The following is a 26,262-nucleotide window of genomic DNA, read 5'->3' as shown; positions in this document are numbered from 1 at the left end:
GAACGAATGATGATAATTCTCAATGCCCAGCAAACCGAAGCCGCGCTCGATTATCCGGGATTGATCGAAGCCTTGCGTCAAGCGCATGCGAGCGGCAAACGACCGCAAAGCGACACTACCGTGCTTCAGGATCGGAAAAGCGCAGACAACCAGTTTGTGTCCCTGGTAGCTTGGCTCGAAGGGGAGGCGGTTGCCGTCAAGCTGGTCGGTGTTTTCCCTGCGAATGTCAAACTTCCTGTGGCCCAACCTTCGATCCAAGGCACGGTAACGCTGTTCAGCGGTCAGACCGGCGAAGCACTCATGGTCTGTGATGGCGCCATTGAAACCTTCAAGAAGACGGCGGCAGATTCGGCACTTGGCGCCAGCCTGCTGGCGCGCAAGGACGCCCGTACCTTGCTGGTGGTTGGTGCCGGGGGGCTAGCGCCCCATGTGGTGCAGGCTCATTGCGCCAGCCGACCGTCGATCGATCAAGTCTTTATCTGGAACCGCAACTTCGACAGGGCGGAAAAACTTGCCAGCCGACTTGACATTGCTGGCGTCGACATCGTTGCCGTGGAGAATCTCGATAACACAGTATCGATGGCGGACATCATATCGTGTGTCACCATGTCGACCAATCCGCTGGTTAAGGGAAAACTCCTCAAAGAGGGCGCTCATGTCGATCTGATCGGTGCCTATATGCCGGACATGCGTGAAGCCGATGATGACGTGTTCCGTCGTGCCGGACGGGTATTTGTTGATACGCGCCATTGCTGTGATGGTTCGGGCGAACTCGGAATTCCGCTCGCCACTGGACTGATCAAGCATGAGCAGATCGAAGCTGATTTGATTGAGCTATGTCAGTCAAAACATCCGGGCCGCAGCGATGATCGCCAGATCACGGTCTACAAGAATGTCGGTGGCGGGCATCTCGATCTGTTTACTGCCCAATATCTGTACAGCACTTTTTAGAGGCGGCGGGGCCACGTTTAACACACACGATATTGAACACCGGATGGTTGCGAAGGCCCGTTGTTGACTGGCAATCATGCGAGATGAGTTCCATTGTGAGCGCGACGAACATCCCACCTTTTCTTTTGTGAATGATGCCGCGAGATAAGCTCCTTCATTGATAGGAGCGGACCGGGATGATTGGAGATCGCGCTGATGCCATGCTTGAAGACATGGATGAAGCCAGGCATGAGGGAAAGTATCGTCGGATCGAGGTGATTACCGGCCGGCGGCAGCGGCGGAATTGGACTGACGAGGAGAAGGCGCGGATCCTTGCGGAAAGCGCGGAACCTGATGTTAACATCTCGGCCGTTGCCCGGCGCTGGGGCGTCAATCGCGGCTTGCTGAACGTCTGGCGCCGGGACGCTGGGCTGACCTCTCAACGATCTGCGAGGTCCAGTGCGCAGCAGGCGATGTTCGTGCCGGTGACGGTAGTTGGCAATCGAACGCCGGCTCCAGGCTCGCCGTCAGATGTCGCCCACTTTGCCGCGGGTCGAATTGAGATCGAGATTGCTGGCGCGCGCATGACGGTTATCGGCCCGGTAGCGCCTGAACTGGCGCAAGCGATGGTGACGGCCTTGCGAGGTCGCCGGTGATCGGAGTTTCGCCGAGTGGCGTGAAGATCATGGTGGCGACGCAACCGGTCGACTTCCGGCGCGGCATGAATGGCCTTGTGGCTTTGGTGGCGTCAGCGCTCGCGGCCGATCCCTATTGTGGCGACGTGTTCGTGTTCCGCGCCAAGCGTCTGGATCGACTTCGCTGCATTTACTGGGATGGGTCAGGCATGATCCTGGCGACAAAGTGGTTGGAGAGCGGAAAGTTTGTTTGGCCCCCGATCCGCGATGGTGCGATGCAGATGAGTGCCCAGGAGTTCTCGCTTTTGCTAGCTGGCATTGACTGGACGCGGGTCAAGCGAAACGCGGTGAGGCGGCCCTCAAAAGTGGGCTGATCCTATTGTTTTTGCTTGAATATTCTGGCTCATATGGTAAGGTTAATCATGCTGTTTCGACCCGATCCCTTGCCCCAGGATGCTGCGCAATTGACCCGGCTCATTCTCTCGCTCGACGAAGAGAATGCCGATCTCAAAGCGCGTATTGCCTTCCTTGAGCGCCAGCTCTTCGGGACGAAATCGGAGAAGATGACGATCATCGATCCAGCCCAGGCAACGCTCGACCTGGGCGATCTAAGCGATATTCCCGTTGCAGCCAATGACGATGCCGCACCGGTCGGTGAAGACAAAACACAGGCGCGACGGATGCCGGCGCGCAATATCGGCCGCTTGCCCAGGCATCTTCCGCGCTATGAAGAGGTCATTGAGCCGGAGAGCAAGATTTGCCCCTGCTGTTCGTTCGAACTGCATTGCATCGGCACGGACGTCAGCGAGGCGCTCGACATCGTACCTGCGATTGTCCGGGTCAAGCGGACGATCCGGCCGCGCTATGCATGCCGGGCCTGTGAGAGTGCCATCGTGCAAGAACCTGCACCGGCACGCGTGATGGACGGTGGCATGGTGACCACGGCGTTTGCCGCGCATGTCGCTGTTTCGAAGTTTGCCTGGCATCTCCCGCTCAATCGCCAGGCGCAAATGCTGGCCTCCTGCGGTGTCATCATTGATCGCGGCACGCTTGGCGCCTGGGTGATGCGGGTCGCCTGGTGGCTGGAGCTTCTCTATGACGCGGGTGTTGTCACGTTAACTGGGCTACAGTTGCGTGCCTGACGAGTTGGGCGTAAATTTTGGCGATGCAGACATCAGATATCATCTTCAAGCGTCACCGTTTTCCGCCACAGATTATTGCTCATGCGGTGTGGCTTTATCTGCGGTTCAACCTTAGTCTGCGTGAAGTTGAGGAAATGCTGCTTGAGCGTGGAATCGACGTATCATACGAGACAGTTCGTCGTTGGATCGCCAAGTTCGGACCCCAGATCACACGCAACTTGCGGTGGCGTCAGGCGCGCCCCGGCGATATTTGGCATTTGGACGAAGTGGTCGTCAAATGCGCTGGAGAGAAATTCTGGCTCTGGCGTGCAGTCGATCAGCATGGCTCCGTTCTCGAAGAAATCTTGCAGAAGCGGCGTGATAAAAGGGCGGCAAAGCGTCTACTCGTGGCGTTAATGAAGCGCTATGGCTTTGCTCCCAAACGGATCATCACCGATAAGCTGCGCTCCTACGGGGCAGCAAAAGCGGACGTGGCGCCCGGCCTTGAACATTGGTCGCACAAGGGCCTCAATAATCGGGCCGAAAACAGCCATCTGCCGTTTCGAAAACGGGAGCGAACTATGCAAGGTCATCGGTCACCCGGAGCGTTGCAACGGTTCGTCTCCATGCACTCAGCGACCCGCAACTGTTTCTCTGTTCCATCTCGTCGCCGCGCCGCACACACAATTCGCTACCATCGCCTCGAAGCATTCGACACTTGGAAAACTGCGGCCGCTATCGCGTGAAAACCCCAAACTCAGGGACCTTCTCAAAAGCACAAAGTTAACGTGACAACACCGGATTATACAATGAGAAACAGTCATGTTCCCGATGTCCTCTTGAATGACAACACAACTTTGCCCGGACTCGGCTTTGGTACCTATAAACTGAAGGGGGCTGAGGGGGTCACCGGGATCGTCAGGGCAATCCGCAATGGATACCGCCTTCTGGATTCCGCTTTCAACTATGAGAACGAGGGCACCGTCGGCGAGGCTATCCGGCAAGCGGGAGTTCACCGTGAGCAATTGCGCGTGACTTCAAAACTCCCGGGGCGCCATCACCATTTTGACGAGGCCATCGCCACCATCGAGGAGTCGCTCTATCGGGCACAACTCGACTATTACGATCTCTATCTCATTCACTGGCCCAACCCGAGCAAAGGGCTGTATGTCGAGGCCTGGCAAGCTCTGATCGAGGCGCGAAGGCGAGGCCTTGCCCGTTCGATTGGCGTCTGCAACTTCTTGCCGGCTCATCTGGAAAAGATCATGAGCGAGACCGGCGTTGCACCGGCTGTCAACCAAATCGAGATGCATCCGTATTTTCCCCAGGCCGAACAGCGCGTCTTCGACAAGGCCCACGGCATCATCACGGAGGCCTGGAGTCCGCTCGGGCGCGCCAATCACCTGCTTCAGGAACCGCTTATTCAGGCTATCGCCCAAACGCATGGTCGTAGCGTAGCCCAGATCATCCTGCGCTGGCACATCCAGCTCGAAGCCATTCCCTTGCCGAAATCGGCAAGCGATGAACGCCAGATCGAAAACCTGTCGATCTTCGATTTCGATCTCTCGGCCGAAGACATGGGCGCGATCGCCACGCTGGCCCGGCCGGATGGCCGCACCTTCGATCAGGACCCCGCACATTACGAGGAATTCTGAAAAACCTCGCCTTGGACAAAAAAGGAAAAATGTCATGCCGCAATATACTGTCGCAACATTCGTCGGAAGCCTGCGCAAGGCGTCCTTCAATCGCAAAATCGCCCAGGCTCTTTCCGCACTGGCACCCGAAACGCTGGCGCTGGAAATCGTCGAGATCGGCGATTTGCCTCTCTACAATCAGGATCTGGACGACGAAGGAGCGCCACCGGAATCCTGGCTCGCTTTCCGTGAAAAGGTGAAGCCCTACGATGCCGTCCTATTCGTGACACCCGAATATAATCGGTCAGTGCCAGCGGTGCTCAAGAACGCGCTCGATGTCGGGTCCCGTCCATATGGCAAGAGCGTTTGGGACGGAAAACCAGGCGCTGTCGTCAGCGTATCCCCAGGTGGGCTTTCCGCTTTCGGCGCCAACCATCATCTGCGCCAGTCGCTGGTTTTCCTCAATGTGCCGACCCTGCAGCAGCCGGAAGCCTATCTCGGCCACGTGACAGGGCTCCTCGACGACGAAGGGAAGCTCTCCAACGAGGATACCCACCAATTCCTTTCCGGCTTTCTCGTCCGATTTGCGGACTGGATCGATCGAAATCATCGATGAACCGAAAAGCTCAGAATCCGAGAGCAGAAGCGTAACCTGGCTGTCGTTCGTGAGCCTCGTGCGCAAATCCAAGGAGAATTTCCAATGGCCCAAATCCTGTGTGATATTTGTAAAGCACGACCTGCGAGCGTACGAGTCACGGTCGTCCAAAATGGTGATGAGCGTCAACTGAACGTGTGTGACTATCACTACGCCCAGCTCAACCGTCATCAGCGTGCGCTTTCGCCGCTGGAATCGTTGTTTCGCGGCGGTCTCTTTGACGACTTGTTCGGCAATGGGCCGGAGACCGGAAGAAGGGAGGGATCGCTCCAGCCATCCCGCGCCGACCGGGAAGGCGTGAACCTCGAGCAACATTTCAGCGAACAGGCGAAGGAGATCCTCCAGCGCGCGGCCGAACGGGCTGTGCAGTCCGGCAAGAAGGAGGTTGATACCGAGCATCTGCTTTATGAGTTGACACAAAGCGATGTCGTGCAGGTGCTGCTGAAGCAGTTCAAGATCTCCGTGGACGATCTTCGCGGGGCGATTGACACGAACTTTCCGGCAGGCGGCAGTGCCGAACCGCTGACCGGGGGGCAGGTCGGCGTTTCCCCGCGCGTCAAAAGCGCGCTCGACCGGGCCTTCATCGCCTCCCGTGAACTGGGGCACTCCTATGTCGGGCCGGAACACATCCTGATTGGCCTTGCGGAAGTCCGCGACAGCTTCGCTGGTGACCTCCTCGCCAAATATGGCATTTCCGCCAATGCACTACGCCAGCAATCGGTGAAGGTGGTTGGCAAAGGTGCTGAGGAAGGCCAGGTCCCATCACCGACCAATACGCCGCAACTTGACAAGTATAGCCGCGACCTGACGAAGATGGCGCGCGAAGGCAAGCTCGATCCGGTCATCGGACGGTCGAAGGAAATCGAAACGACGATAGAGGTGCTCGCACGTCGCAAGAAGAACAATCCGGTGCTGATTGGCGAACCGGGCGTCGGCAAGACGGCGATCATCGAAGGACTGGCGCAGCGCATCCTCAACGGCGAAGTACCCGAGGTCCTGCGCGACAAGCGGTTGATCGAGTTGAACGTCAACTCACTTGTCGCTGGCGCCAAATATCGCGGCGAGTTTGAGGAACGCGTCAAGCAGGTGATGGACGAGATCGCCGTCAATAACGAATCCCTCGTCCTATTTATAGATGAAGTCCACACCATCGTCGGTGCGGGTCAGGGGGGCGGCGAAGGCGGCCTCGACATCGCCAACACCTTCAAACCAGCCATGGCGCGCGGCGAAATGAACCTGATCGGCGCGACGACGCTGAAAGAATACCAAAAATATATTGAGAAGGACGCGGCCCTCGAACGCCGCTTCCAGCCGGTGTTCGTCAATGAGCCTACTGTCGAACAGACTATCAATATCTTGCGAGGCCTGCGGGATCGGCTCGAAGCGCACCATAAGGTCAACATCCAGGATGAGGCTTTCGTGGCGGCGGCGGAGCTTTCCGACCGCTATGTCACCGGTCGTTTCCTGCCTGACAAGGCGATCGACCTGATCGACCAGGCTGCCGCCCGCGTTCGCCTTTCGACCACTTCGCGCCCCGCCGACATACAGGAACTGGAGGCGGAGATCGCGCAACTGAAACGTGAACAGAGCTATGCCTCCTCCCGTAAACAGTTCGATCGTGCCAAAACGATCGAAGAGAAGATCGCCGGTAAGGACAAGGCGCTGACCGACGCGACTGACGCCTGGAAAAAGAAAATAGGCTCGTCGACCGAAGAAGTCACCACCGACCATGTGGCCGAGATCGTCTCGAACCTCACCGGCATTCCCGTCAACGATCTGACGGAGGAGGAGAAGACGAAGCTTCTCGACATGGAGCAGCGGTTGCACCAGCGCGTGATCGGCCAGGAGGAAGCGATCCGAGCCGTCAGCGACGCGGTGAGACTGGCGCGCGCCGGTCTTCAGCAAGGCAAGCGCCCGATCGCCAATTTCCTGTTTCTCGGTCCAACCGGAGTGGGAAAAACGGAACTTGCCAAGGCGCTGGCGGAAGTGGTGTTCGGCGACGAGGATGCGATCGTCCGTATCGACATGAGCGAGTACATGGAGCGTCACGCCGTCGCCCGCCTGATTGGCGCACCTCCCGGCTATGTCGGCTATGACGAGGGCGGTCAGCTAACGGAAAAGGTGCGCCGGCGACCCTATAGTGTGATCCTTCTCGACGAAATCGAGAAGGCGCATCCAGATGTCTACAACGTGCTCCTGCAGGTCTTCGACGATGGACGGCTGACGGATGGCAAGGGCCGTGTGGTGGATTTCACGAACACGCTGATTATTGCAACGAGCAACCTTGCATCTGATGTGATCATGGGCAACCGCTCGCGACCTGGCTATACAACGAAGCCCGCCGAGAATGTTCGTGAAGGCGTCATGGGTGTGTTGCGTGGCCACTTCCGTCCAGAGTTCCTCAACCGGATCGACGAGATCATCATCTTCGAGGCGCTCGATCAGGCGCAGATCGAGGCCATCGTCCGTCTGCAGCTCAACCGCGTCGCGCGCCTCGCGCAGGGGCAGGATATTGAACTGGTGTTTGATGAAAGCCTCGTGCAGCATCTGGCAACCGAGGGATACCAGCCTGAATACGGTGCGCGCGAGCTTCGCCGGCAGATCCGCAGCCTGCTCGAAACGAAGCTCGCCAAGGCAATGCTGAAGGGTGATATCAAGGAAGGCAACAGGGTGGCTTGCGCCTATGATGCTGAGAAGTCCGAGGTCTCCTTCCGGCTGGAGCAGGTACCCGTACTGCCGTCGGAAAACGGCGCCACGCCTGCTAATCATGCGGAACAGGCGAGGGCGCCCGTGAAAAACGAGGAAGACCGCAAGCACCAGGCCGACGAATTGCTCGACGAGGCCTTGCTGGAGACGTTTCCCGCTAGCGATGCGCCGTCCATCACCAGGGACAGGCCAGACGACGGGGAGTGAACCCCCGTGGCCGCCCGCCCGTCGGGCGGCCACGGCGTTCCCGGCGCTGAATTTCTTTGCAGTTCGAAAGGAGAAAATGGCATTGAGCCTTGTTGCAAACGGTCTTTTCATGGCAGGATTTCTTCTCGCCGTCATCGCCGCCATCCAGGTCGTTGCCGCGCGTGGCTGGTTGCCAGAATCCTCGCTTCTTGCGATCGTCGGTCTTTTTGTTGGAGCAAGCTACGCCACGCTGACCCGCATCGTGCCGGACATTGGTTCAAGCCTCGACATGATCGTTCGGCCCGATTTGCCGGCGGAAGCCTATCTCTGGATATTCCTCCCGCCGCTCCTTTTTCAGGCCGCGCTCACCGCAGATGTCCGGTCCATGGCGCCGGACGCCGCGCCGATCCTGCTTCTGGCGATTGTAGCAGTTTTCGTCGCCACCGGCCTGATCGGTTGGTCGCTCGCCGAAGTCAGCGGGCAGAGCCTCGCGCTATGCCTGCTGCTCGGCGCGATTGTCGCCACGACCGATCCTTCAGCGGTTATTTCGATCTTTCGCAATCTCGGCGTTCCCGCGCGGCTGAACCGTCTTGTCGAGGGAGAAAGTCTCCTGAATGATGCCGCTGCCATCGCGATTGTCGGTGTCCTGATCACTGCAATCAATGGAGATCCAACGAATGTCGGACCTGTCACGGTCGGGCGTATGCTTGCTTTTGGTTTCGGGGGAGGTGTGGTTTTCGGTTATCTCGTCGGCCGTATGGTGGTAATGGCGCTGCCGCTCCTCGATCGACTTCCGGTCGCAGCGGCGACCCTGACGCTTGCCGTTCCCTATCCGCTCTACATCGCATCAGACCAGTTGCTTCATGCCTCCGGTGTCGTCGCTGTTGTGACGGCCGGACTGGTGATCGGCGCTTTCGGACCGACACGGCTCCATCCGCGCAATTGGCAGCATCTCCACCTCATATGGAGCCAGGTCGCCGTTCTGGCAGGCGCTATAGTCTTTTTTCTGGCTGCAGTTCAGGTGCCGGAGCTTCTCTCCGGGATGGGCTGGCGGGATGTTCTTTTTCTCACTGTTATCGTGATCGCGGCCCTGGTCGCACGTGCCGTTGTCATGTTCGCAATGTTCCCGTTACTCGCCCTGGCAAAAATGGCCCGGCCGGTCGATCGAGGTTATAAAGTCGCCATCGTTTGGGGCGGCCTGCGTGGTGCCGTGACGCTGGTATTGGCGCTCGGCCTGGCGCAGAACGAGGCATTGCCGGTAGCCGATCGACAATTTATTGCTGCACTCGCCGCGGCATTTGTCCTCGTCAGCCTCTTCGTCAACGGACTGACCTTGCGGTGGCTGATCGAGCGGCTCGGCCTGACCGCGCTGTCGCCCCAGCAACAGACATTCCAACGTCAGGCGGTTCTGCTGTCGGCGGCTGAGGTCGACAGCGCGATTGGCGATCTAGCTGCTGACTTCCAGCTTCCGGCGGATGTGGCGACCTCGGTCAAGCAGGAATATCTGCGGGAAATGTCCGCCGATACACCCGCTGGTCCTGTCACAATCGAAGAAACACTGACCGAGCGCGAGCGACTGTCGATTGGGCTTGTCACGCTTGCCACTCGCGAACATGCAATCATTCCCGAATACGGCAGTGGGGTCGTCTCAGCCCGCAACCTCGACGCTATGATGCGCAACACCAGCCTGATGATCGATGCTGCGCGTGAAGACGGCCGAGCCGGTTACAATAGAGCGGCGAGAGGGATACTTGCACCAACCCTTAGCTACAAGATCGCGAACTGGCTTGCCGAACGCTACAATATGCTCAATCTGTTGGCGCGTCCGCTCGCTGATCGCTTTGAACTGATGATCTGCCGCCGGACCGTCCTCGAACGTCTTCTGGTCTATAATGACAGTTCACTGCGCAGCTTTGTTGGCGACCGCATGGCAGAAGTTCTGGACGGCATTTTGCGTGGGCGCCTGGAGGCCGTTGATCTGGTGCTGGAAGGGCTCCGCATCCGGTTCCCGGGCCATACCCGTCTGCTAGAGCGCCGGCTTCTATTGTTGTTTGCACTTCGCAAGGGCACCGGGATTATCGAGAAGATGAAGACTGAAAGTGTCCTGTCCGCCGAGGTGGCCTCCAGGCTTGGTACGAACCTCAGGATGGCGTGGGAAGCGAACATACGTCGTCCGGTACCGCCGGAACGGGAAAGGGACGTTTCATAATTCAAAAGCACCTCCTGCAGACGCACTTGGACAGATCTAAATACCGATGAAATCAGCATTGGATGTTGAATTCTGGGATGTTGAGCCTGCTGATTTATGAAAATGACGCCGAATTTTGCCGGGCTCATCAAGGCCCGGCGGCCATTCCCTCAAGCAAGGTGCTTGTCATTATCAATACAATGATCAGAAACAATGAAACATGGAATGCCGAGACCCTGCAAACTGCTTGACTTCCAATACAGTCGCTCCCTGATAGTCCAAGTTTTCGTCCGCACCCCCACCGGGTCACTTCTCAGCGGCAATCAACACTAATTGAGCTAAAGCAGCTGAAAGTCCCTCTTAGCCATATCTCACCGTTGACGGGTCGTCATCGCTTGACAATCTATCGGAAGATCAGGCGCAACTGACCGCCTTCGCCTATAAACTCAATGCAACCCGCGCAAATATCTTGGCTTTAAGAGGCCTGTTGAGGCCTTCGTCACGCTTTTGCGAGAAGCAGCCTAATCAGATAACCTCACCAAAGGCTTATACACTGGGAGTGGATTCTCCATTGTGCGTAAACGGGGATGTGGTCGCTTGCACCATTTCGAAGTGACTGATATTGCAATTGCCTCAGAGTGAAATTTAATTGAAAAACTTCAAACGGGTTTTTTCTTCAGAATACTATGAGATTACCTTCTACTCCTTTTGTATTCATGTCTCCTGTGATACTTATTGTGTTCGCAGTATGTTTTTTAGTATTCTGGCTGTCGGAGCGAAAAAGAAGGTATCTGCTGTTTTTTGCAATATCAAACTCCCTGTTTTGCCTGGGGTCCTTGTCACAGATACTGTATATTCCTCCTGGGGTCGGTCCTAATGCCGTTGTTTCTGCCTTCCTTTACACACTGAGTTCCTTGTTACTCTGTGATGGCCTGCTTCAGCGCAGCAGCAAGAGACTGACTGTTTTTTTTCACATGATTGCATTGGTTTCGATAACTGGGGGAATCGCCTACTTCGTTTACATTGATCGTAGTCTTTTGATCAGAGTGTATGTCCTCAACTTTTGTCTAGGCATCATTTTTCTTTTCACCCTGTGGAATTTACACGAACTAAGATCTGGCCCGGTGCCGGAGAAAGTTTTGTTCTGGCTGTTCTTCGCATTTACGCTTCAGTTTTTCATTCGTACGCCCATCACGATACAGGGAGCTCCTACAACAGAAACAGGATTCAACCTCTCCGCTTTCTGGTTTGTGTTGCAATTCACCCTCGCTATAATGGGGACCGGGCTCGCGCTTGCCGTTTTGGCTGTAATTGTCAATGATAAGCTCTCTCTTCTTCAGGAAGAACGTTCGATTGATCCCCTTTCTGGACTTCTCAACCGAAGAGGATTTAAGGAACGTGCCAATACAATACTAGATCGTGGGGGTACTAGTTCGATAGGTTTGATGATAATCGATATCGATCACTTTAAAAGTATAAATGATAGCTATGGTCACTCAGTGGGAGACTCCGTTATAATCGAAATTGCCCAAATTATTCGACAGATCACGAGTTCGAAAAATGCGTTGGCCGCGAGATTGGGCGGAGAAGAATTTGCAGTTCTCATCTCCCTTGCGGAACCTGTCTGCACGATACGGCTGGCGGAGAGCATAAGAAAAGCTGTGCAGGACCGACAGTTCGCAGGCATAGTTGATACACAGAAGGTCACTATCAGTATTGGAGTGGCTACAATGTCTCCGCATTTCTCGTTAGACCACTTGCTAGAGTTCGCTGATGGAGCGCTTTACAAGGCCAAGCGCTCGGGGCGGAACAGGGTGGAATCGTGAGGCATTTTGAGTGAATTGAAGGCTATGTTGATAGCCGCTGCGAACTGATGGAGCGGGGGGCGGACGAAAACTTGGACTATCATGAAGGTAATCCATGTTTTCCTACGAAGACCGGATGCGAGCAGTTGCGCTTTACATCAAGCTGGACAAGCGTCCGAAAGCAACTATACGGGTGTTGTCACGTTAACTGGGCTACAGTTGCCTGCCTGACGGTTTGGGCGTAAATTTTGGCGATGCAGACATCAGTTATCATCTTCAAGCGTCACCGTTTTCCGCCACAGATTATTGCTCATGCGGCGTGGCTTTATCTGCGGTTCAACCTTAGTCTGCGTGAAGTTGAGGAAATGCTGCTTGAGCGTGGAATCGACGTATCATACGAGACAGTTCGTCGTTGGATCGCCAAGTTCGGCCCCCAGATCACACGCAACTTGCGGCGGCGTCAGGCGCGCCCCGGCGATATTTGGTATTTGGACGAAGTGGTCGTCAAATGCGCTGGAGAAAAATTCTGGCTTTGGCGTGCGGTGGATCAACATGGCTCCGTTCTCGAAGAAATCTTGCAGAAGCGGCGTGATAAAAGGGCGGCAAAGCGACTGCTCGTGGCGTTAATGAAGCGCTATGGCTTTGCTCCCAAACGGATCATCACCGATAAGCTCCGCTCCTACGGTGCAGCAAAGGCAGAAGTGGCGCCCGGCCTTGACCATTGGTCGCACAAGGGCCTCAATAATCGGGCCGAAAATAGCCATCTGCCGTTTAGGAAACGGGAGCGAACCATGCAAGGTCATCGGTCGCCTGGAGCGTTGCAACGGTTCGTCTCCATGCACTCAGCGACCCGCAATTGTTTCTCTGTTCCATCTCGTCGCCGAGCCGCACACACAATTCGCTACCATCGCCTCGAAGCTTTCGATGCATGGAAAATTGCGGCCTGTTTCGCCTGAATATCTACGAGCCACGGGCCTTTCCGGTCAGAGAAACTTAACGTGACAACACCTACGGATTTTATCCTCGGCTGAATAATGTTTACGCGTGGCACGACGGATATCTTTGATCGTCCTCTCCGCAGAAGACGTTTGGGGAACGGGTTTCTGTCTCATCTTTGCGTCCTTTGATAAAGCTATGATGAGCCGAAAATCCTCTCTTCTTAATTAAACCAGTTTTGTCTCAAAGGCCCTGATGTCGGACAATTGCGGCCTGTTTCGCCTGAATATCTACGAGCCCCTGGCCTTTCCGGCCAGAGAAACTTAACGTGACAACACCGTCTGGAGACTATAGCATTGTCAGAAGAGCGGGAAAGCGATTTTCCTGCGGGTATTTCTTATCTTTCATTGTCTGAGATGGAGTAGACATGGCCACGGATGATATTTCATCTCTCCCGGTTTCGCAGTCCGTTGTCGGAAAACTGACAAGGGCTGCAGTTTTTCTTATTGTAACGATCAACAAGGGAAGCGAAGCAGAAAAGATTGTGCGTGGTCTGTGCGCTGATCTTTCGAGCTTGGTGCGAGGTGTCGGTTTCCGGCGATTGAATGGGCAACTCTCCTGCGTCACCGGTTTTGGAGCGCGGGCCTGGGATCGTCTCTTCGGTTCACCGAGGCCGAAGGAGTTGCATGTATTCCGTGAGATACGCGGCGTTCATACCGCCGTATCGACACCCGGCGATATTCTGTTTCATGTCCGGGCAGACAGCATGGACCAGTGCTTCGAGTTGGCAAGTCATATCATGTCGCGGCTTGCAGGTTATGTTTCCGTTGCCGATGAGGTGCACGGCTTCAAGTTTTTCGACGACCGCGATCTTCTGGGTTTCGTCGACGGTACCGAGAATCCGGTCAATCAGGCCGCTCTTGCCGCAACTCTCATTGGCAACGAGGATCCTGAGTTTTCCGGCTGCAGTTACGTGATCGTCCAGAAATATCTTCATGACCTCGATAGCTGGAACAGGGTCCCGGTCGAGGAACAGGAAAACATAATAGGTCGGCACAAGCTGTCTGATATCGAGCAACGCGATGAGCAGAAGAAACCTTACGCTCACAATGTACTGACGAACATTGAAGAGAACGGAGAGCAGCTTCAGATCGTGCGTGACAACATGCCTTTTGGCGAAGTCGGCAAAGGAGAATTCGGGACCTATTTTATCGGTTTCGCCCGTTCGCCGTCTCGTATCGAGAAAATGCTGGAGAATATGTTTATCGGCAATCCTCCCGGCACTTACGACCATATTCTCGATTTCAGTCGTGCGGTAACAGGCTCACTGTTCTTCGTTCCCACAGTGACTTTCCTTGACGAAGTTACCGTTGAAATGGTCCCGGTTCCCGAGACTGAAAAGCCTTCCGAAACCACAAAATCCGATACGCGAGCCGATGGAGAGGCTATTCTCAGCGATGGTTCGCTATCTATAGGTTCATTAAAGGAGTGAGAAAGTTATGAATAATCTGCATCGAAATCTTGCTCCAATTTCCGCGAGCGCCTGGGAACAGATTGAGCAAGAAGCTGCGCGGACATTGAAGCGTCATCTCTCCGCACGTCGTGTCATTGATGTGAAGGGCCCTCACGGGTTTGATCTGTCGGCTGTTGGTACAGGACATCTTAAGGAAATCGCGAGCCCCGGAGATGGAATCCAGACCCGTCAGCGAGAGGTCAAGCCACTCGTGGAAGTTCGTGTTCCTTTTCAACTTAGTCGCGAGGCCATCGATGATGTCGATCGTGGTGCCCAGGATTCAGACTGGTCCCCGGTAAAGGAGGCTGCCCAGCGTATCGCCTTCGCGGAGGAGAGAGCGGTTTACACCGGGTTTTCAGGCGCGAATATTCAAGGAATGGCACAGGGCAGCAGCAATGCTGCGCTAACTCTTCCATCAGACATCAAGTCCTACCCTGACGTGATTGCAAAGGCAGTCAGCGTGCTACGTCTGGCCGGTTGCAATGGTCCATACGCTGTGGTGTTGGGGGCGGATGCATATACGGCTGCCAGCGGCGGAAATGATGACGGTTATCCAGTCTTCCATCACATCGAACGAATTGTCGATGGAGGCGTTTTCTGGGCGCCGGCAGTAGACGGAGCATTTGTTTTGACAACTCGAGGTGGTGATTTCGAGTTGGATATAGGTCAGGATGTTTCGATCGGCTATCTTGGGCATAGCGCCACCACTGTCGATTTATACCTGCAGGAATCCTTTACGTTCCAGATGTTCACATCGGAAGCCGCAGTTTCAATTACAGCCCCACCGAGGTAGGTGCCAAGTACATCAAATTCGTTCCAGCTTCCCTTGAAGAGGTCCACTCAATTCCGTTGGAAAGACATACATGCGTGTTCTTCTCCGCCGCAATAAGACACTTGCTTTCTAGTAAGATGTGAAAGATTAAAACCCCGTTGATGGGAAGGGTTCTTCTTTCTATCGCAGTTGAAATGGCCATTTCTGGGCTATATTTTCTACTGTCTGGATCGTGGTGACGTCCTAGGTGCCCGACTCATACGATCAGAGCCAAATACGATATGAGTATCTACACTGGTGATTTGATTGAAGTCACCACCAGCTTAACCGACAGGAGATTTCGATGACATTTTCGCTTCCGGACCTCCCTTACCCTCATGACGCGTTGGCTCCCTTTATGTCCAGAGAGACGCTCGAGTATCACCACGACAAACATCACGCGGCCTACAAGCTGTGTTGCTGTGCTCGAAGGGGTGGAAAGTCAACAAGCAAGGAGGGCAGAACAATATAGAAGTAATGTGGTGGCACATCGATCACATCATGTATTTGCCCCAGAAGTCGTCTCGCGGTTCGATTTGCTCGACAATATCAATCCATAGGCCCGAAGGGTCTTTAAATCCAAAACGGCGTTGGCCGAACGGCTCATCAGTCAGCGGGTAAGTAACGGGTAATCCCCTTTCTATCAGTTCGTCGTGAGCGGCCTTAGCATCGCCAACCTCCATCTCGAAGCACAGGCCAATTCCGGCGAAGGTTTCGGGGCCGGGCGGTGACGACGGATGATCTGGCGTCATGAAAGCAATCGAAGCAGTACTGTTTTCTGCAGTCAGCAGGCAGAACCATTGACTATCGAAAGTCACATCGAACTGCAGATACTTAAGCCAGAAGTCGCGCGCTTCGTCTTTTTTATCGGTGACGATTATCGGGTAGCGATCGAAAAATCGCATGATAGGACTCCTTGCCAGATTTAAACAAACAGATTATCGGTATGTTTATGATCATATAAACATACAGACTGTCTGTCAATATCTTATAGAAGGGCGATTATGAGCAAAAACGAACTGCGTACCATCCAAACAAGAGGGCGATTGGTTGCAGCTGCGCGGACATTATTTGCCCGCAATGGCTATGCCATGACCAGCACGGATGCGATCATAGACGAGGCGGGAGTAACACGCGGCGCACTCTATCATCATTATCGCGATAAAGCAGACTTGTTTGAAGCTGTATGCCGCGACCTTGCCGCCGGGGCGGCAGAGGCGATCCAAATCGCAACGAGGGATGTGGTCACTTCTATTGAGGTGTTGGAAAAGGGCTCGACGGCTTGGATCGATTTTATGGTTAAACCCGAAAACCGCCGTATACTCGTTGTCGATGCACCAGGTGTACTCGGACGAGAGCAGTGGGAAGCGCTCGATCGCGAGCTTTCTTTTGATCTTCTAAGGATCGGCGTGGAGGAGGCCATCAGCGAAGGTGCCATCCGCTTCTCGTCTGGCCCCACAGCATTGGCTGTGCTGCTCAACGGGGCAATGAACGAGATAGCATTGCGCGCGGAAGACGATGATGTCGCTGGATTGAAAGCTGGGTTGCTGGAGCTGTTCCGCGCTCTCAAGCCATGATTTCAGCCACGTTGATGGGCAGTTCCACCGTTAAAGTTGAAGACCATAAAGGTGACCGAGGCTTCGCTCTTTCCTGGGCGGAGCTTGAAACCATGGTCCGAGTGGAAATCCCCGTGACTGTTATAGTCTTAAACGACGGTATCCTAGGCTCAGGACCCATTGATTTGAGAATGAAGAGCTGATTCAGTTTCGCTTGAGGAGACTGAACGATGAGCAATCTTTACTGGCTGAGCGAAGGACAGATGTCACGCCTTCGCCCCTTTTTTCCCAAGAGCCATGGACGACCACGCGTTGATGACAGACGTGTCTTGAGTGGAATTATCTTCATTCTTCGCAATGGGTTACGGTGGTGTGATGCCCCTCGGGAATACGGGCCTTGTAAAACGCTCTATAATCGTTGGAACCGTTGGTGTCACAAGGGGATATTTGCTCAGATATTAGAAGGTCTGTCTTCCAAATCGTCGGTTGGAAAGACTGTCATGATGGATGCGACCTATTTGAAAGCTCACCGCACGGCTTCAAGCCTACGGTTAAAAAAGGGGGCGATGGACGACTGATCGGCCGGACAAAAGGTGGCATGAATACCAAGTTGCATGCCGTCACTGACGCGCAAGGGCGCCCCATCAGGTTACACGTCACGGCGGGACAAATCAGCGACTACACCGGAGCTGCAGCCTTAATCGAGGCGTTACCGAAGGTCGACTGGCTTCTTGCCGATAGAGGCTATGATGCTGACTGGTTCAGAAAACGGTTAAAAGACAAAGAGATAAAGCCGTGCATCCCGGGTCGCAAAAACCGTAAGAAGCCTATCAAGTATGACAAACGTCGATACAAGCGGCGTAATCGTATCGAAATCATGTTTGGCAGACTGAAAGACTGGCGAAGAATTGCTACCCGTTATGATCGCTGCCCGGTCGTGTTCCGTGCAGCAATAGATCTCGCAGCAGCCGTTATATTCTGGCTCGGAAAGCAATGAGTCCTGAGCCTAGACCAGCTTGGCGTCCTTCAGTAGCTCTTCGAGATAGGTGCCCTCAATCTTCTTCATGGCCACCTTGCCGAGCAGGCGAGCCACAAACGGTAGCTGGATCTCGTCGAGCTTTTTCCGATCGTTGAGGTAATACAGCGCGCTCATCAATACGCGCACGTCAAACGACGAGGCGAAGACCTCCGGCACGCCGCGATCCACATTGAACAGCGTGTAGACGGCTTCCATGGCCGTGCGCACCGAATATTCGGTGGTGAACACGGTATCCTTCTCGGTTTCAGCGAAATTACCGATGAAGGCCAGATTCTTCGAACCGTCCGGCACAACAAGCGGACGGTCGCCCATCGCTCGCGGCATGAAATAGGACGTGATGTAGGGCATGTTGCAGGGGATCGTGCTCGCCGACCGGCGTGCCAGCGCGGGAATGTCCTCGACCGGAACGCCCATGTGAAAAAGCCACTCCTCGCACAACTCGGCGCCCGCACACTCGCGGATCTTCTTCTTCACGTAGTTACCGGGCTTGTCGGAGAACAGGCCATAGAGCCAGACCACGAGCTTCTGGCTTTCGTCCTGCGCCTTGAAGTGAGGCTGACGGCTCATCGTATAGCCGTACAGCCAGTTCGAGTCCTTGAAGTTGCAGGGGCCGCCGGTGACGATGCGACCATCGCGGGGATCGCGGCCGGTCATCTTCTCAATCCAGGGAACGATCTTATCGTCCAGCAGGGTGACGGTCGCCGAGATCGTCCAGTTCGCGTCCGGGATGTCCTCGCAGAACTTCTCCGGCCGGCCGAAGGCGGGATGCTGCGCCGCGAGATTCTTCCAGAGCGTCCAAGCGCCGCCGTGGCCGGTTTCGATCGGCGCAGGATGGTCGTTGTCGCCGAATGTGGACGACTCGGTGATCGAACCGTTGGTGACGAACACCACGTCGTTCTCCGTGAGCTCGATCGTCTTCGGCTCGCCTCCCACCGTCATGACGAGCCGCCGGGCCAGCTTGTTGCCTCCCGCCGTTTCGACCTCGATGTTCTCGACCTGGGTGTCGTACTGGAAGCGGACACCTTTGCCTTCCAGCCACGCGACGAGCGGCATGATGAGCGACTCATACTGGTTGTATCGGGTGAAGCGCAGCGAGGAGAGATCGGCGAGCGTCGCGATGTGGTGGACGAAGCGCAGCATGTAGCGGCGCATCTCCATGGCGCTCGCCCATGGCTCGAACGCGAACATCGTGGCCCAGTAGAGCCAGAAGTTGGAGGCGAAGAACTCCTCGCCGAAGCATTCGTCGATGCGCTTGTCGTCGAGCGCGCTCTCGGGCGTCAGGGCGAGCTTGAGCATCTCCTCGACGGCCTTCGGCGTCAGCGTCAGGTCGGCCATGTGCGGAATTGGATCTCCTCGGCCCTCGGTCGCGCGGCAGGGATTTCGGCTCGGATCCTTCTTGTGAAGCCAGTACATTTCATCGAGGACGGAGGCGTCCGGCGTGTCGAGCGAAGGAATGGAGCGGAACAGATCCCAGAGCGTTTCGAAATGTGCTTCCATCTCGCGACCGCCGCGGACGATGAAACCCTTATGTTCGTCGAGTATGCCGTCCATGCTGCCGCCCGGCAGAGCAAGCTCCTCGAAGATGATGATATTCTCGCCGGATAATTGCGCATCGCGTATCAGAAACGCCGCGCCGGCCAGCGACGCGAGCCCCGCTCCGACAAAGTAAGCCTTTTTTCCATCGACGCCTTCCGGCTTAGGCGGGCGGGCATACGCCTCGAAATTACCGTTGCTGCGATACATGGGTGATACCTCTATGGACCTGGGCGCGAGCGCCGGGAATTATCTGAATGCGAGTTGCCGGCAGAGGTTCTTCCGGCCGTTGATCAACGGATCGACGCCTCTTCCTTCAACGACGGATCATCATACTCGATGTCTTCGGGAGGGCAAGCCATCGCATACAGCACATTGGCGTCCAGGAGCGCAGTATAGTTGCTCATGGACGTTAATAGTCCATGTCCTGTTCCTGGGCCTCACCGACGAGTTGATCCAGAATGGCTTCCCGCTCGCGATCGTCCCGGGCCTTGTAGGCCACGACAATCTCACTCCCGCCGACGTCTACTTTGGACGCGGACAGACCATCCTGCTCGAACGCGAAAGGATCAAACGAGACACGATCAAAAAACGCCGCTTGAACCACCAGGCCAAAGCGGCTTAAATCAACCCCTAAACCGAGCCGGAAACTCCAATCTTCAAAAGCACAAATAGTCTCAAATCATTCGACGACGGACAGATCCTGCTCAATGGTGTTGTTCATATACTTGCTGGATCGCATCAGGATGGGATTACCGGTCAATTTCAGTCTATTTTCTGCATCGCATTGCAGGATAGCAATGCGGTTGGTTTGACTGCCATCAATGGTGATCCGCTCTGGTCTGCCATGGCAAGCTAGAGCCTTGCGAATGAAGCGTTTGGCAGCACTCAGATCACGACCCTTGCTGAAATAGAACTCAACCGTATCACTATTACTGTCGATCGCACGGCACAGATACATCCATTTGCCTTTGACCTTGACGTAGGTTCCATCCAAATTCCATTTGAGGGTAACTTGGCGCTTCCCGCGATTGAACCGCTCAAGTAGTTTTGGACTGAAATGCAGTACCCAGCGGTGCACGGTCGAGTGATCTATTTAAATGCCGCGCTCGGCCATCATTTCCTTCAGATTACGGAGACTGAGATTATAAGCCAGATACCATCGAACACACAGAAGGATGACAGACTTATCGAAATGGCGGCCTTTGAACAACGATTAACCCAGCTTGTAGAAAGCTGGAAACCTATATCAGTGCTCATTGACGAAACGTTTGCAACAGAACCTTCCAGCCGCTAATCGTCAATTCTCGACCTTGGGCAGTTTTCGCCCAACTGCGACAAGTTCTTTATTTGAAAGAACGGGGCGCAACCTACAACCGTAAAGCTTATGGCGGGATCGAGGTAAATTTCCTTAACGGATATGAACCAGCCACCGATGAAATGATCCTTCCAGAAAATGTGTATAAATTCTCCGGATGCAAGGGGGCTGAAACCCGCGCAGAATAGTCAATTTTCATAAATGGATTTCAATATACGCTTCTTCGGCAACAATGCTCGCGTTGTTATTTCATCTGTTTCCTCATATGATTGCCAATCCTACGAGGGGCAATAATGGACACGCGGTCAGTTTATATAACAGTAACGCTCGTTATTCTGGCGAATGGCGGTGTCCTGACCGCAGTTCTTGCCGATCTCCCTTCGTCTCTTCGGCCTGCTGCACGTATATGGCAAGCAGCTACTCTGTTGGTAGCGATTGGTTGCGTTATATTCGCTATCGAAGACCATATCTCATATAATTTAGCAACATCAGTAGCCAATGCTGTACTATTAACCGCCCTGTGTTCGTATCACGCAAGTATTCGCAAATTTCATGGCCTTCGTGTCTATACGAATGCATTTATTGTTCCTGCGATTGGTACGATCCCCTATGCCTATTATCTTTTTGTTGTACCCGATATTGGTGCAAGAATTTTCATCGTTGCCTTACTCTGGGGTTTCATTACTTGTGCATCTGCCATCATATTAATGCAGAATATCAGAAATCCGGAGTATCGTTCCCGTGGCAGCCTTTCGCTGACAGTTATCTATGTAACGGTCACAATCGCGAACTTGGCGCGCACGCTCATTTACTTATTCTATGACAACCATGGGCTAAACACCGTCGCCGATAACGGACATTGGATGAATGCAATTACTCCGATGTTTCTTTGCATTATGCCCGTCATCGGCACGACCTCGTTTTTGTTGATGTGTTCCGACCAGGTGAAGAAGCGGTGGGAAGACGCTGCATCACGAGATCATCTGACAGAGCTGCCAAATCGTCGTTCGCTTATTTCTTATGGTGAGGCAAGTTTGGAAAATGCTCTTGCTGATAGTTATAACCGAGCACTCGCAATTCTGGATATCGACGAATTCAAGTGCATCAACGACGGTTACGGCCATCAGGCTGGTGATGAGGTGTTACAGGAAATCGCTGAACGTATTGTCGACGTTCTGCACCCAGAAGACTTTATCGCTCGATCCGGGGGCGAGGAATTTGTCGTCATATTCGGCGAAAAAGGCAGCATGTTACCGGAAATCTCTGCCGAAAGAGTTCGTCAAGCCGTTGCCAGTAAGACTTTTCAGATTGGCACTACTACAATTCCGGTAACGGTTTCTATTGGCGTGGTTGTGTGTCGTGCAAATGCTACCTTTTCCGAAACCCTCAGCAGGGCTGATAAAGCTCTATACGCTGCTAAGAATAAAGGGCGCAATCAGGTCGTTTTCGCCGCTTAGTTGTCACGTGTTAGATCGGTTCAATCGCCGTCTCGTCACCAGGCCAGCGGTTTGAATTGATTTGGCGGTCTACGCGATACGTTTGCAGATCGCCATCCGTATGCTGTCTCATGAGGTCTTTGGCATAGCAGTACCATCTGTTAGTCCTTGGCCCGATGGCATGATGACTGTCTGATTGTTATCACCATTTCCGCTACCTAGCTTTGCAGACCGTTTCCCAGCACAATTATAAGTATTATTTGCATAATCACAAGCTGAAATGGCTGAACTTTTAAACAACGGCAGTACAATAACTCCAGCCAGGTAGCGAAGCGGAATTGGTTTCACAGTCACCTCCTCATGCAGTATTGTATTTTTATCCGACGATCGTCGAATGCACGATAAGTAATTTCCATTAAAGCGAGCTAAACGTCAAAACTGGACGACTGTGTTCTTTGTGCAACAATTAATGTTCTAATTGGGCGTTCAAAGGACATCATTCTCAATCTCCACGTCAAAAGGCGCATGGCGAAGCCGGAATGGTCGTCAGCGTCCTTTCGTGCGTCTAACGTCGACCATAACGTCCTTCGATGCAATTCTTGGACCCGGTACGACCCGGATAACTGTAGTGATGAGAAAGAGGATAGTTTCGCAACAACTTCAATCTTTTCCAGTCCAGTAGCATATCCGGATTTCGCGTACGCTTGGTAAATATCCAGCCGGCAAAAGCCGGTGGTCACCGGGAATGTGCATAGTAAACATATTGGCGACCAACATCAGGTTCTCTTCCTCTTATGCTCCGCGGATGCTTTATTGTTCATTGAAGCTTTCGACTCGCCTCCGTGAAAGGACGTCCTTTGCAGTTTCTTCGTCCACAAGCCATTTTTACCCTTCGATCCATGCTTGTAACGATTGCGATAGTCGGCCTGTTAACGGGAACGCTCGCTTGGTTTTCCGCATTTGGCATCTGGGGTGATCGTATTTGGTTCGCGGCGACCGTTCCGGTACTGGTAGCGCTTGCCATTGACATCGTAGCGAGCTTGCAAAAAGGCGAAGTTGGACTCGATCTGGTAGCAGCTCTGTCGATGGCCGCGGCACTGGCCTTTGGCGAGCCGCTGGCTGGCAATGTTGTAGCGTTGATGTATTCCGGGGGGCAGCTTCTGGAGAGCTACGCAGAGGGGCGCGCGCGTCGGGAGATGACAGCGCTGTTGGGCCGTGTCGCCCACACGGCGATGCGCTATGCTGGTGAAAAACTGGAAGAGGTTCCAGTCGATGATATCCAGCCGGATGAACGGGTTCTCATTCGCCACGGAGAGGTGGTTCCGGTAGACGGTATGCTCGCCTCACGAGCGGCCATTCTCGACCAATCAAGCCTGACCGGCGAAAGCAGGTCTGTAGAAAAGGCCGAGCAGGACGAAATCCTGAGCGGCTCAACCAATCTTGGCGACGCCTTTGATCTCGTCGCAACCAGACCGGCTGCTGAGAGTACCTATGCCAATATCGTGCGGTTAGTCAGTCAGGCGCAGGAAAGCAAAGCGCCAAGCGTACGCATCGCAGACCGCTTTGCGGTTTGGTTCCTGCTCCTCACCCTGTTGATCGCGGGGCTCGCATGGTGGCTGTCTGGCGATCGCATCAGAGCACTTGCAGTCCTCGTTGTTGCGACACCCTGCCCGCTCATACTGGCACTACCGGTTGCCATTATTTCTGGCATGTCCCGCTCTGCAAAACTCGGCGTATTGATCAAAAGTGGTGGCGCATTGGAAGCGCTGGCCAAGATCAAGACAGCCGTTCTGGATAAGACCGGCACCCTGACGTTTGGCCAAGCGCATGTGATCGATCTGAGAGTGACGAATGGCTGGGAAGCACAAGACATGCTTCGCCTCGCAGCGTCGCTCGATCAGGCGTCGGGTCACGTCATTGCCAAAGCTCTCGTCGACGACGCTCTTGGGCGTGGTCTTGTACTGTCCGTCCCCAGCAATGTGAGCGAGACCGCCGGAACGGGCGTGTCTGGTCTGGTCGACGGGCAACATGTAACAATTGGCGGAAGCCGATACGTTCGGAGCAATATCAAGCATGGCGATCCCTACGATTTACGCCAGGGTGTACCCGCTGAATCGGCGGTGGTGGCTGTCGCTGTTAACAACGAACTGGCAGGAATAATCGTGCTTGCCGACCAGATCAGGCCGGATGCCGCACTCATGCTGGAAACCTTCCATGCCGTCGGCATTGACCGCATCGTGCTTGCCTCTGGTGATCGATCTGATGTTGTTGATGCCGTCGCACAAAAGCTTGGAATTGATGAGGCGCATGGTGATTTAAACCCGGAACAAAAAGTCGACATTGTACGCAAGGAAGCTTCGAAAGCCCCAACCATGATGGTTGGCGACGGTGTCAATGACGCGCCAGCACTGGCGACGGCGACAGTAGGTGTGGCGATGGGCGCACGAGGCGCCGCTGCATCTTCAGAAAGTGCCAATGTGGTGCTACTCGTCGACAAGCTCGACAATCTGATTAAGGCCATCCAATCTGCACACCGTACCAGGCGAATTGCGCTGCAAAGCGTGCTGATCGGTCTCGGACTATCGATACTTGCCATGATCATCGCAGCTTTTGGACTTCTGCCACCCGTAGCAGGCGCGTTCACCCAGGAAGTGATCGACATCGCAGTGATCCTGAATGCCCTACGTGCATTGCGGTAGGATTGAGACGCCAACAAAGACCAAGCCTCGATTTTTTTGCCACTCTGGAGTTTTGCAGCCATTCGATCTCGGCATTAGGTGAGAACGACTGTTTGGAAACGAAACTGCCTGTATTGAATTCGATTGCAGCCCAAAGACAATTAGTTCGACCAAGTGCCAGCGCAATCTCTGATTTAAAGGGCCGAACTATGTGAAACTTCTACTGCAATCCTGTGTTCCCGTTTCGCACAAGACGCAGTCGTGTCAGCGGCAGCGGCAAATTGCGGGCACGTAAAGCTTTGTCGATCTGTGTAAATACGGCGTCGCGGCAATCGATATCGTCGGTGAAGCTTCCGACCCAGAAGCGCACATGATAACGAATCCCGTCCGATTCATAGGCTGCCACGCGCACATCGGGTCGAGGTGTTTCCGCTATGATATTACTGTCAGCCGCGGCTTGAGTTAGAAGCAACTTGGCATCTGCAACCGATATTTCATGATTGAGAAGTACCTGAACATGGGCCCGATAGTGCTGCCTTGGGGCGCTGTAGTTTGTCAGTTTCTGGCGCGCGATCTGACTGTTGGGTAGGATGACATAGGTGCTGTCACGCGTTGAAAGGCTTGTTGTGCGCCAGCCTATTTCCATCACACGCCCGCGCGTCACATCGTCGATGGAGATCCAGTCTCCAATTCTGTAAGGCGCTTCAATCCCAAGAGCGATGCCGGAGAAGACATCGGCAAGGCTGCTACGCAGCGCAAATCCCAGTATCGCAATAAGCAAACCGGACGGCACCGTTACGTTAACCTGCCTACGGATATATCCTGGACTTTGATGTACCGTTTGTAAGCGGATTACAGGCCAGCGATATCGCGCCAGACAGTGTTAGCGGTTTGGCGCAGTTCGCGGTGAATGGCAGAGGTGAAGCGGTCGCGGGGAAAATGATGAAGATTGTAGATCGGGTCGTGAATGGATGCGAAACGCTGCAAGTGTCGTGCTGACTTGAAACGCTTCATAACCCGTTCTCGTCGTCTTATGGGTTGATGCGAATTCTCGGCCCGATTGTTCAAGCCCTTATGCTGGCGATGATCACAGACCGTGAGGCCGATCTCGCGGTTGGCGGCACCATATGAGCCGAGCTTATCAGTGACCATGACGCGAGGAACTGCGCCCTGACCTGACAGCAACTTCCGAATGAAACGCCTCGCAGCCCTGGTATCGCGACGTTTCTGGACCAGCACTTCCAGCACAAAGCCATCCTGATCAACGGCGCGCCACAGAAAGTGCCGTTCGCCGTTGATTGTCACGACAGCCTCATCGAGATGCCATTTGTCGCCAAGGCGCGGCACGCGGCGACTGATTGTATTGGCATAGTCTCGTCCAAACTTTTCAGCCCATTCGCGCACGGTCTTGTGGGTGACGATAATCCCTCGGTATGCCAGCATGTCTTCGACCATGCGAAAGCTCAGCGGAAACCGGAAATACAGCCACACCGCCTCTGCAATAATCTCAGGCGGAAAGCGGTGGCGATGGTAAAGCGAGGAGCGACGGTCGTGCATGCCATCTTATCCTCCGCTGAGCTTT

Annotated in this window: 22 protein-coding genes and 4 pseudogenes; 20 read left to right on the top strand and 6 right to left on the bottom strand. The window is 54.4% G+C overall.

Annotated elements, in window-relative coordinates:
* Positions 1-9: 9 nt before the first annotated feature.
* The 15 genes and pseudogenes from MKS82_RS28170 to MKS82_RS28100 all read left to right on the top strand — a co-directional run.
* Positions 10-951 (top strand): ornithine cyclodeaminase family protein, encoded by a 942-nt coding sequence (locus MKS82_RS28170; protein ID WP_036586996.1) that lies wholly within the window; start codon positions 10-12, stop codon positions 949-951.
* A gap of 176 nt (positions 952-1,127) precedes the next feature.
* Complete coding sequence (gene tnpA / locus MKS82_RS28165) at positions 1,128-1,586, top strand: IS66-like element accessory protein TnpA (protein WP_240579580.1); 459 nt, start codon at positions 1,128-1,130, stop codon at positions 1,584-1,586.
* Positions 1,583-1,939 (top strand): IS66 family insertion sequence element accessory protein TnpB, encoded by a 357-nt coding sequence (gene tnpB, locus MKS82_RS28160; protein ID WP_105528926.1) that lies wholly within the window; start codon positions 1,583-1,585, stop codon positions 1,937-1,939. Before tnpA ends, tnpB begins: the two co-directional genes overlap by 4 nt.
* 48 nt (positions 1,940-1,987) lie before the next feature.
* Positions 1,988-2,668 (top strand): annotated as a pseudogene (locus MKS82_RS28155) (IS66 family transposase zinc-finger binding domain-containing protein); the annotation flags it as partial.
* 62 nt (positions 2,669-2,730) lie between these two features.
* Positions 2,731-3,432, top strand: coding sequence for an IS6 family transposase (locus MKS82_RS28150; protein WP_109989962.1), 702 nt, complete (start codon positions 2,731-2,733; stop codon positions 3,430-3,432).
* Between the two features lie 63 nt (positions 3,433-3,495).
* On the top strand, positions 3,496-4,341 hold the full coding sequence (locus tag MKS82_RS28145) for an aldo/keto reductase (protein WP_109989869.1): 846 nt from the start codon (positions 3,496-3,498) through the stop codon (positions 4,339-4,341).
* 34 nt (positions 4,342-4,375) lie between these two features.
* On the top strand, positions 4,376-4,936 hold the full coding sequence (locus tag MKS82_RS28140; RefSeq protein WP_109989864.1) for an NADPH-dependent FMN reductase: 561 nt from the start codon (positions 4,376-4,378) through the stop codon (positions 4,934-4,936).
* An 84-nt stretch (positions 4,937-5,020) separates the two neighbouring features.
* Positions 5,021-7,888: an ATP-dependent Clp protease ATP-binding subunit gene (locus MKS82_RS28135; protein WP_109989865.1), complete on the top strand. Its 2,868-nt coding sequence runs from the start codon at positions 5,021-5,023 to the stop codon at positions 7,886-7,888.
* Between the two features lie 82 nt (positions 7,889-7,970).
* Positions 7,971-10,076 (top strand): cation:proton antiporter, encoded by a 2,106-nt coding sequence (locus MKS82_RS28130; RefSeq protein WP_240579579.1) that lies wholly within the window; start codon positions 7,971-7,973, stop codon positions 10,074-10,076.
* A gap of 77 nt (positions 10,077-10,153) precedes the next feature.
* Positions 10,154-10,306, top strand: coding sequence for a hypothetical protein (locus tag MKS82_RS28125; RefSeq protein ID WP_240579578.1), 153 nt, complete (start codon positions 10,154-10,156; stop codon positions 10,304-10,306).
* A gap of 888 nt (positions 10,307-11,194) precedes the next feature.
* A complete protein-coding gene (locus tag MKS82_RS28120) occupies positions 11,195-11,881 on the top strand; it encodes a GGDEF domain-containing protein (RefSeq protein ID WP_210205232.1) in 687 nt (228 codons plus the stop codon).
* A gap of 233 nt (positions 11,882-12,114) precedes the next feature.
* On the top strand, positions 12,115-12,816 hold the full coding sequence (locus MKS82_RS28115) for an IS6 family transposase (RefSeq protein ID WP_038595207.1): 702 nt from the start codon (positions 12,115-12,117) through the stop codon (positions 12,814-12,816).
* Positions 12,817-13,223: 407 nt separating this feature from the next.
* Entirely contained in the window at positions 13,224-14,288 is a 1,065-nt protein-coding gene (locus MKS82_RS28110) for a Dyp-type peroxidase (RefSeq protein WP_109366745.1), read from the top strand.
* Between the two features lie 7 nt (positions 14,289-14,295).
* On the top strand, positions 14,296-15,102 hold the full coding sequence (locus tag MKS82_RS28105; protein WP_240579577.1) for a family 1 encapsulin nanocompartment shell protein: 807 nt from the start codon (positions 14,296-14,298) through the stop codon (positions 15,100-15,102).
* A 322-nt stretch (positions 15,103-15,424) separates the two neighbouring features.
* Positions 15,425-15,529: pseudogene (locus MKS82_RS28100) on the top strand (superoxide dismutase); the annotation flags it as partial.
* An 85-nt stretch (positions 15,530-15,614) separates the two neighbouring features.
* On the opposite strand, the gene MKS82_RS28095 reads toward MKS82_RS28100, so the two are convergent.
* Positions 15,615-16,025 (bottom strand): VOC family protein, encoded by a 411-nt coding sequence (locus MKS82_RS28095; protein ID WP_007881530.1) that lies wholly within the window; start codon positions 16,023-16,025, stop codon positions 15,615-15,617.
* Between the two features lie 99 nt (positions 16,026-16,124).
* On the opposite strand from MKS82_RS28095, the gene MKS82_RS28090 reads away from it, so the two are divergent.
* The 3 genes and pseudogenes from MKS82_RS28090 (at position 16,125) to MKS82_RS28080 (ending at position 17,673) form a co-directional block, all read left to right on the top strand.
* A complete protein-coding gene (locus tag MKS82_RS28090; protein ID WP_109989943.1) occupies positions 16,125-16,697 on the top strand; it encodes a TetR/AcrR family transcriptional regulator in 573 nt (190 codons plus the stop codon).
* A gap of 11 nt (positions 16,698-16,708) precedes the next feature.
* A pseudogene (locus MKS82_RS28085) lies at positions 16,709-16,846 on the top strand (thiamine pyrophosphate-dependent enzyme); the annotation flags it as partial.
* 60 nt (positions 16,847-16,906) lie between these two features.
* A protein-coding gene (locus MKS82_RS28080; protein ID WP_100652673.1) for an IS5 family transposase occupies positions 16,907-17,673 on the top strand; the annotation gives its coding sequence in 2 pieces (ribosomal slippage) (positions 16,907-17,227 and positions 17,230-17,673; 765 coding nt in all).
* Between the two features lie 9 nt (positions 17,674-17,682).
* Here MKS82_RS28080 and MKS82_RS28075 read toward each other — a convergent pair.
* Both MKS82_RS28075 and MKS82_RS28070 read right to left on the bottom strand, forming a co-directional pair.
* On the bottom strand, positions 17,683-19,458 hold the full coding sequence (locus MKS82_RS28075; RefSeq protein WP_240579576.1) for an oleate hydratase: 1,776 nt from the start codon (positions 19,456-19,458) through the stop codon (positions 17,683-17,685).
* A 490-nt stretch (positions 19,459-19,948) separates the two neighbouring features.
* Positions 19,949-20,461 (bottom strand): annotated as a pseudogene (locus MKS82_RS28070) (IS6 family transposase); the annotation flags it as partial.
* 398 nt (positions 20,462-20,859) lie between these two features.
* On the opposite strand from MKS82_RS28070, the gene MKS82_RS28065 reads away from it, so the two are divergent.
* Positions 20,860-22,023, top strand: a complete 1,164-nt coding sequence (locus MKS82_RS28065) for a GGDEF domain-containing protein (RefSeq protein ID WP_240579575.1) — start codon at positions 20,860-20,862, stop codon at positions 22,021-22,023.
* A gap of 108 nt (positions 22,024-22,131) precedes the next feature.
* Here the strand turns inward: MKS82_RS28065 and MKS82_RS28060 are convergent, their stop codons facing one another.
* Positions 22,132-22,350 (bottom strand): hypothetical protein, encoded by a 219-nt coding sequence (locus MKS82_RS28060; protein WP_240579574.1) that lies wholly within the window; start codon positions 22,348-22,350, stop codon positions 22,132-22,134.
* Between the two features lie 509 nt (positions 22,351-22,859).
* On the opposite strand from MKS82_RS28060, the gene MKS82_RS28055 reads away from it, so the two are divergent.
* Positions 22,860-24,701, top strand: a complete 1,842-nt coding sequence (locus tag MKS82_RS28055; protein ID WP_240579573.1) for a heavy metal translocating P-type ATPase — start codon at positions 22,860-22,862, stop codon at positions 24,699-24,701.
* Between the two features lie 199 nt (positions 24,702-24,900).
* On the opposite strand, the gene MKS82_RS28050 is transcribed toward MKS82_RS28055, so the two are convergent.
* A complete protein-coding gene (locus MKS82_RS28050; protein ID WP_240579572.1) occupies positions 24,901-25,473 on the bottom strand; it encodes a mechanosensitive ion channel family protein in 573 nt (190 codons plus the stop codon).
* A gap of 59 nt (positions 25,474-25,532) precedes the next feature.
* Complete coding sequence (locus MKS82_RS28045) at positions 25,533-26,237, bottom strand: IS6 family transposase (protein WP_138787541.1); 705 nt, start codon at positions 26,235-26,237, stop codon at positions 25,533-25,535.
* Between the last annotated feature and the right edge of the window lie 25 nt (positions 26,238-26,262).

Source organism: Ochrobactrum sp. A-1 (assembly GCF_022488005.1).
Taxonomy (GTDB): domain Bacteria; phylum Pseudomonadota; class Alphaproteobacteria; order Rhizobiales; family Rhizobiaceae; genus Brucella.
The sequence above is the reverse complement of the archived record's forward strand: the minus strand, read 5'-3'. Positions and strand labels throughout refer to the sequence as shown.

Coding starts and splice junctions, on each gene's coding strand:
- MKS82_RS28125 (WP_240579578.1), top strand. CDS start 10,154: ATGTTGAGCCTGCTGATTTATGAAAATGACGCCGAATTTTGCCGGGCT.
- MKS82_RS28105 (WP_240579577.1), top strand. CDS start 14,296: ATGAATAATCTGCATCGAAATCTTGCTCCAATTTCCGCGAGCGCCTGG.
- MKS82_RS28065 (WP_240579575.1), top strand. CDS start 20,860: ATGGACACGCGGTCAGTTTATATAACAGTAACGCTCGTTATTCTGGCG.
- MKS82_RS28110 (WP_109366745.1), top strand. CDS start 13,224: ATGGCCACGGATGATATTTCATCTCTCCCGGTTTCGCAGTCCGTTGTC.
- MKS82_RS28135 (WP_109989865.1), top strand. CDS start 5,021: ATGGCCCAAATCCTGTGTGATATTTGTAAAGCACGACCTGCGAGCGTA.
- MKS82_RS28075 (WP_240579576.1), bottom strand. CDS start 19,458: ATGTATCGCAGCAACGGTAATTTCGAGGCGTATGCCCGCCCGCCTAAG.
- MKS82_RS28090 (WP_109989943.1), top strand. CDS start 16,125: ATGAGCAAAAACGAACTGCGTACCATCCAAACAAGAGGGCGATTGGTT.
- MKS82_RS28140 (WP_109989864.1), top strand. CDS start 4,376: ATGCCGCAATATACTGTCGCAACATTCGTCGGAAGCCTGCGCAAGGCG.
- MKS82_RS28095 (WP_007881530.1), bottom strand. CDS start 16,025: ATGCGATTTTTCGATCGCTACCCGATAATCGTCACCGATAAAAAAGAC.
- tnpA (WP_240579580.1), top strand. CDS start 1,128: ATGATTGGAGATCGCGCTGATGCCATGCTTGAAGACATGGATGAAGCC.
- MKS82_RS28170 (WP_036586996.1), top strand. CDS start 10: ATGATAATTCTCAATGCCCAGCAAACCGAAGCCGCGCTCGATTATCCG.
- MKS82_RS28150 (WP_109989962.1), top strand. CDS start 2,731: ATGCAGACATCAGATATCATCTTCAAGCGTCACCGTTTTCCGCCACAG.
- MKS82_RS28145 (WP_109989869.1), top strand. CDS start 3,496: ATGAGAAACAGTCATGTTCCCGATGTCCTCTTGAATGACAACACAACT.
- MKS82_RS28115 (WP_038595207.1), top strand. CDS start 12,115: ATGCAGACATCAGTTATCATCTTCAAGCGTCACCGTTTTCCGCCACAG.
- MKS82_RS28045 (WP_138787541.1), bottom strand. CDS start 26,237: ATGCACGACCGTCGCTCCTCGCTTTACCATCGCCACCGCTTTCCGCCT.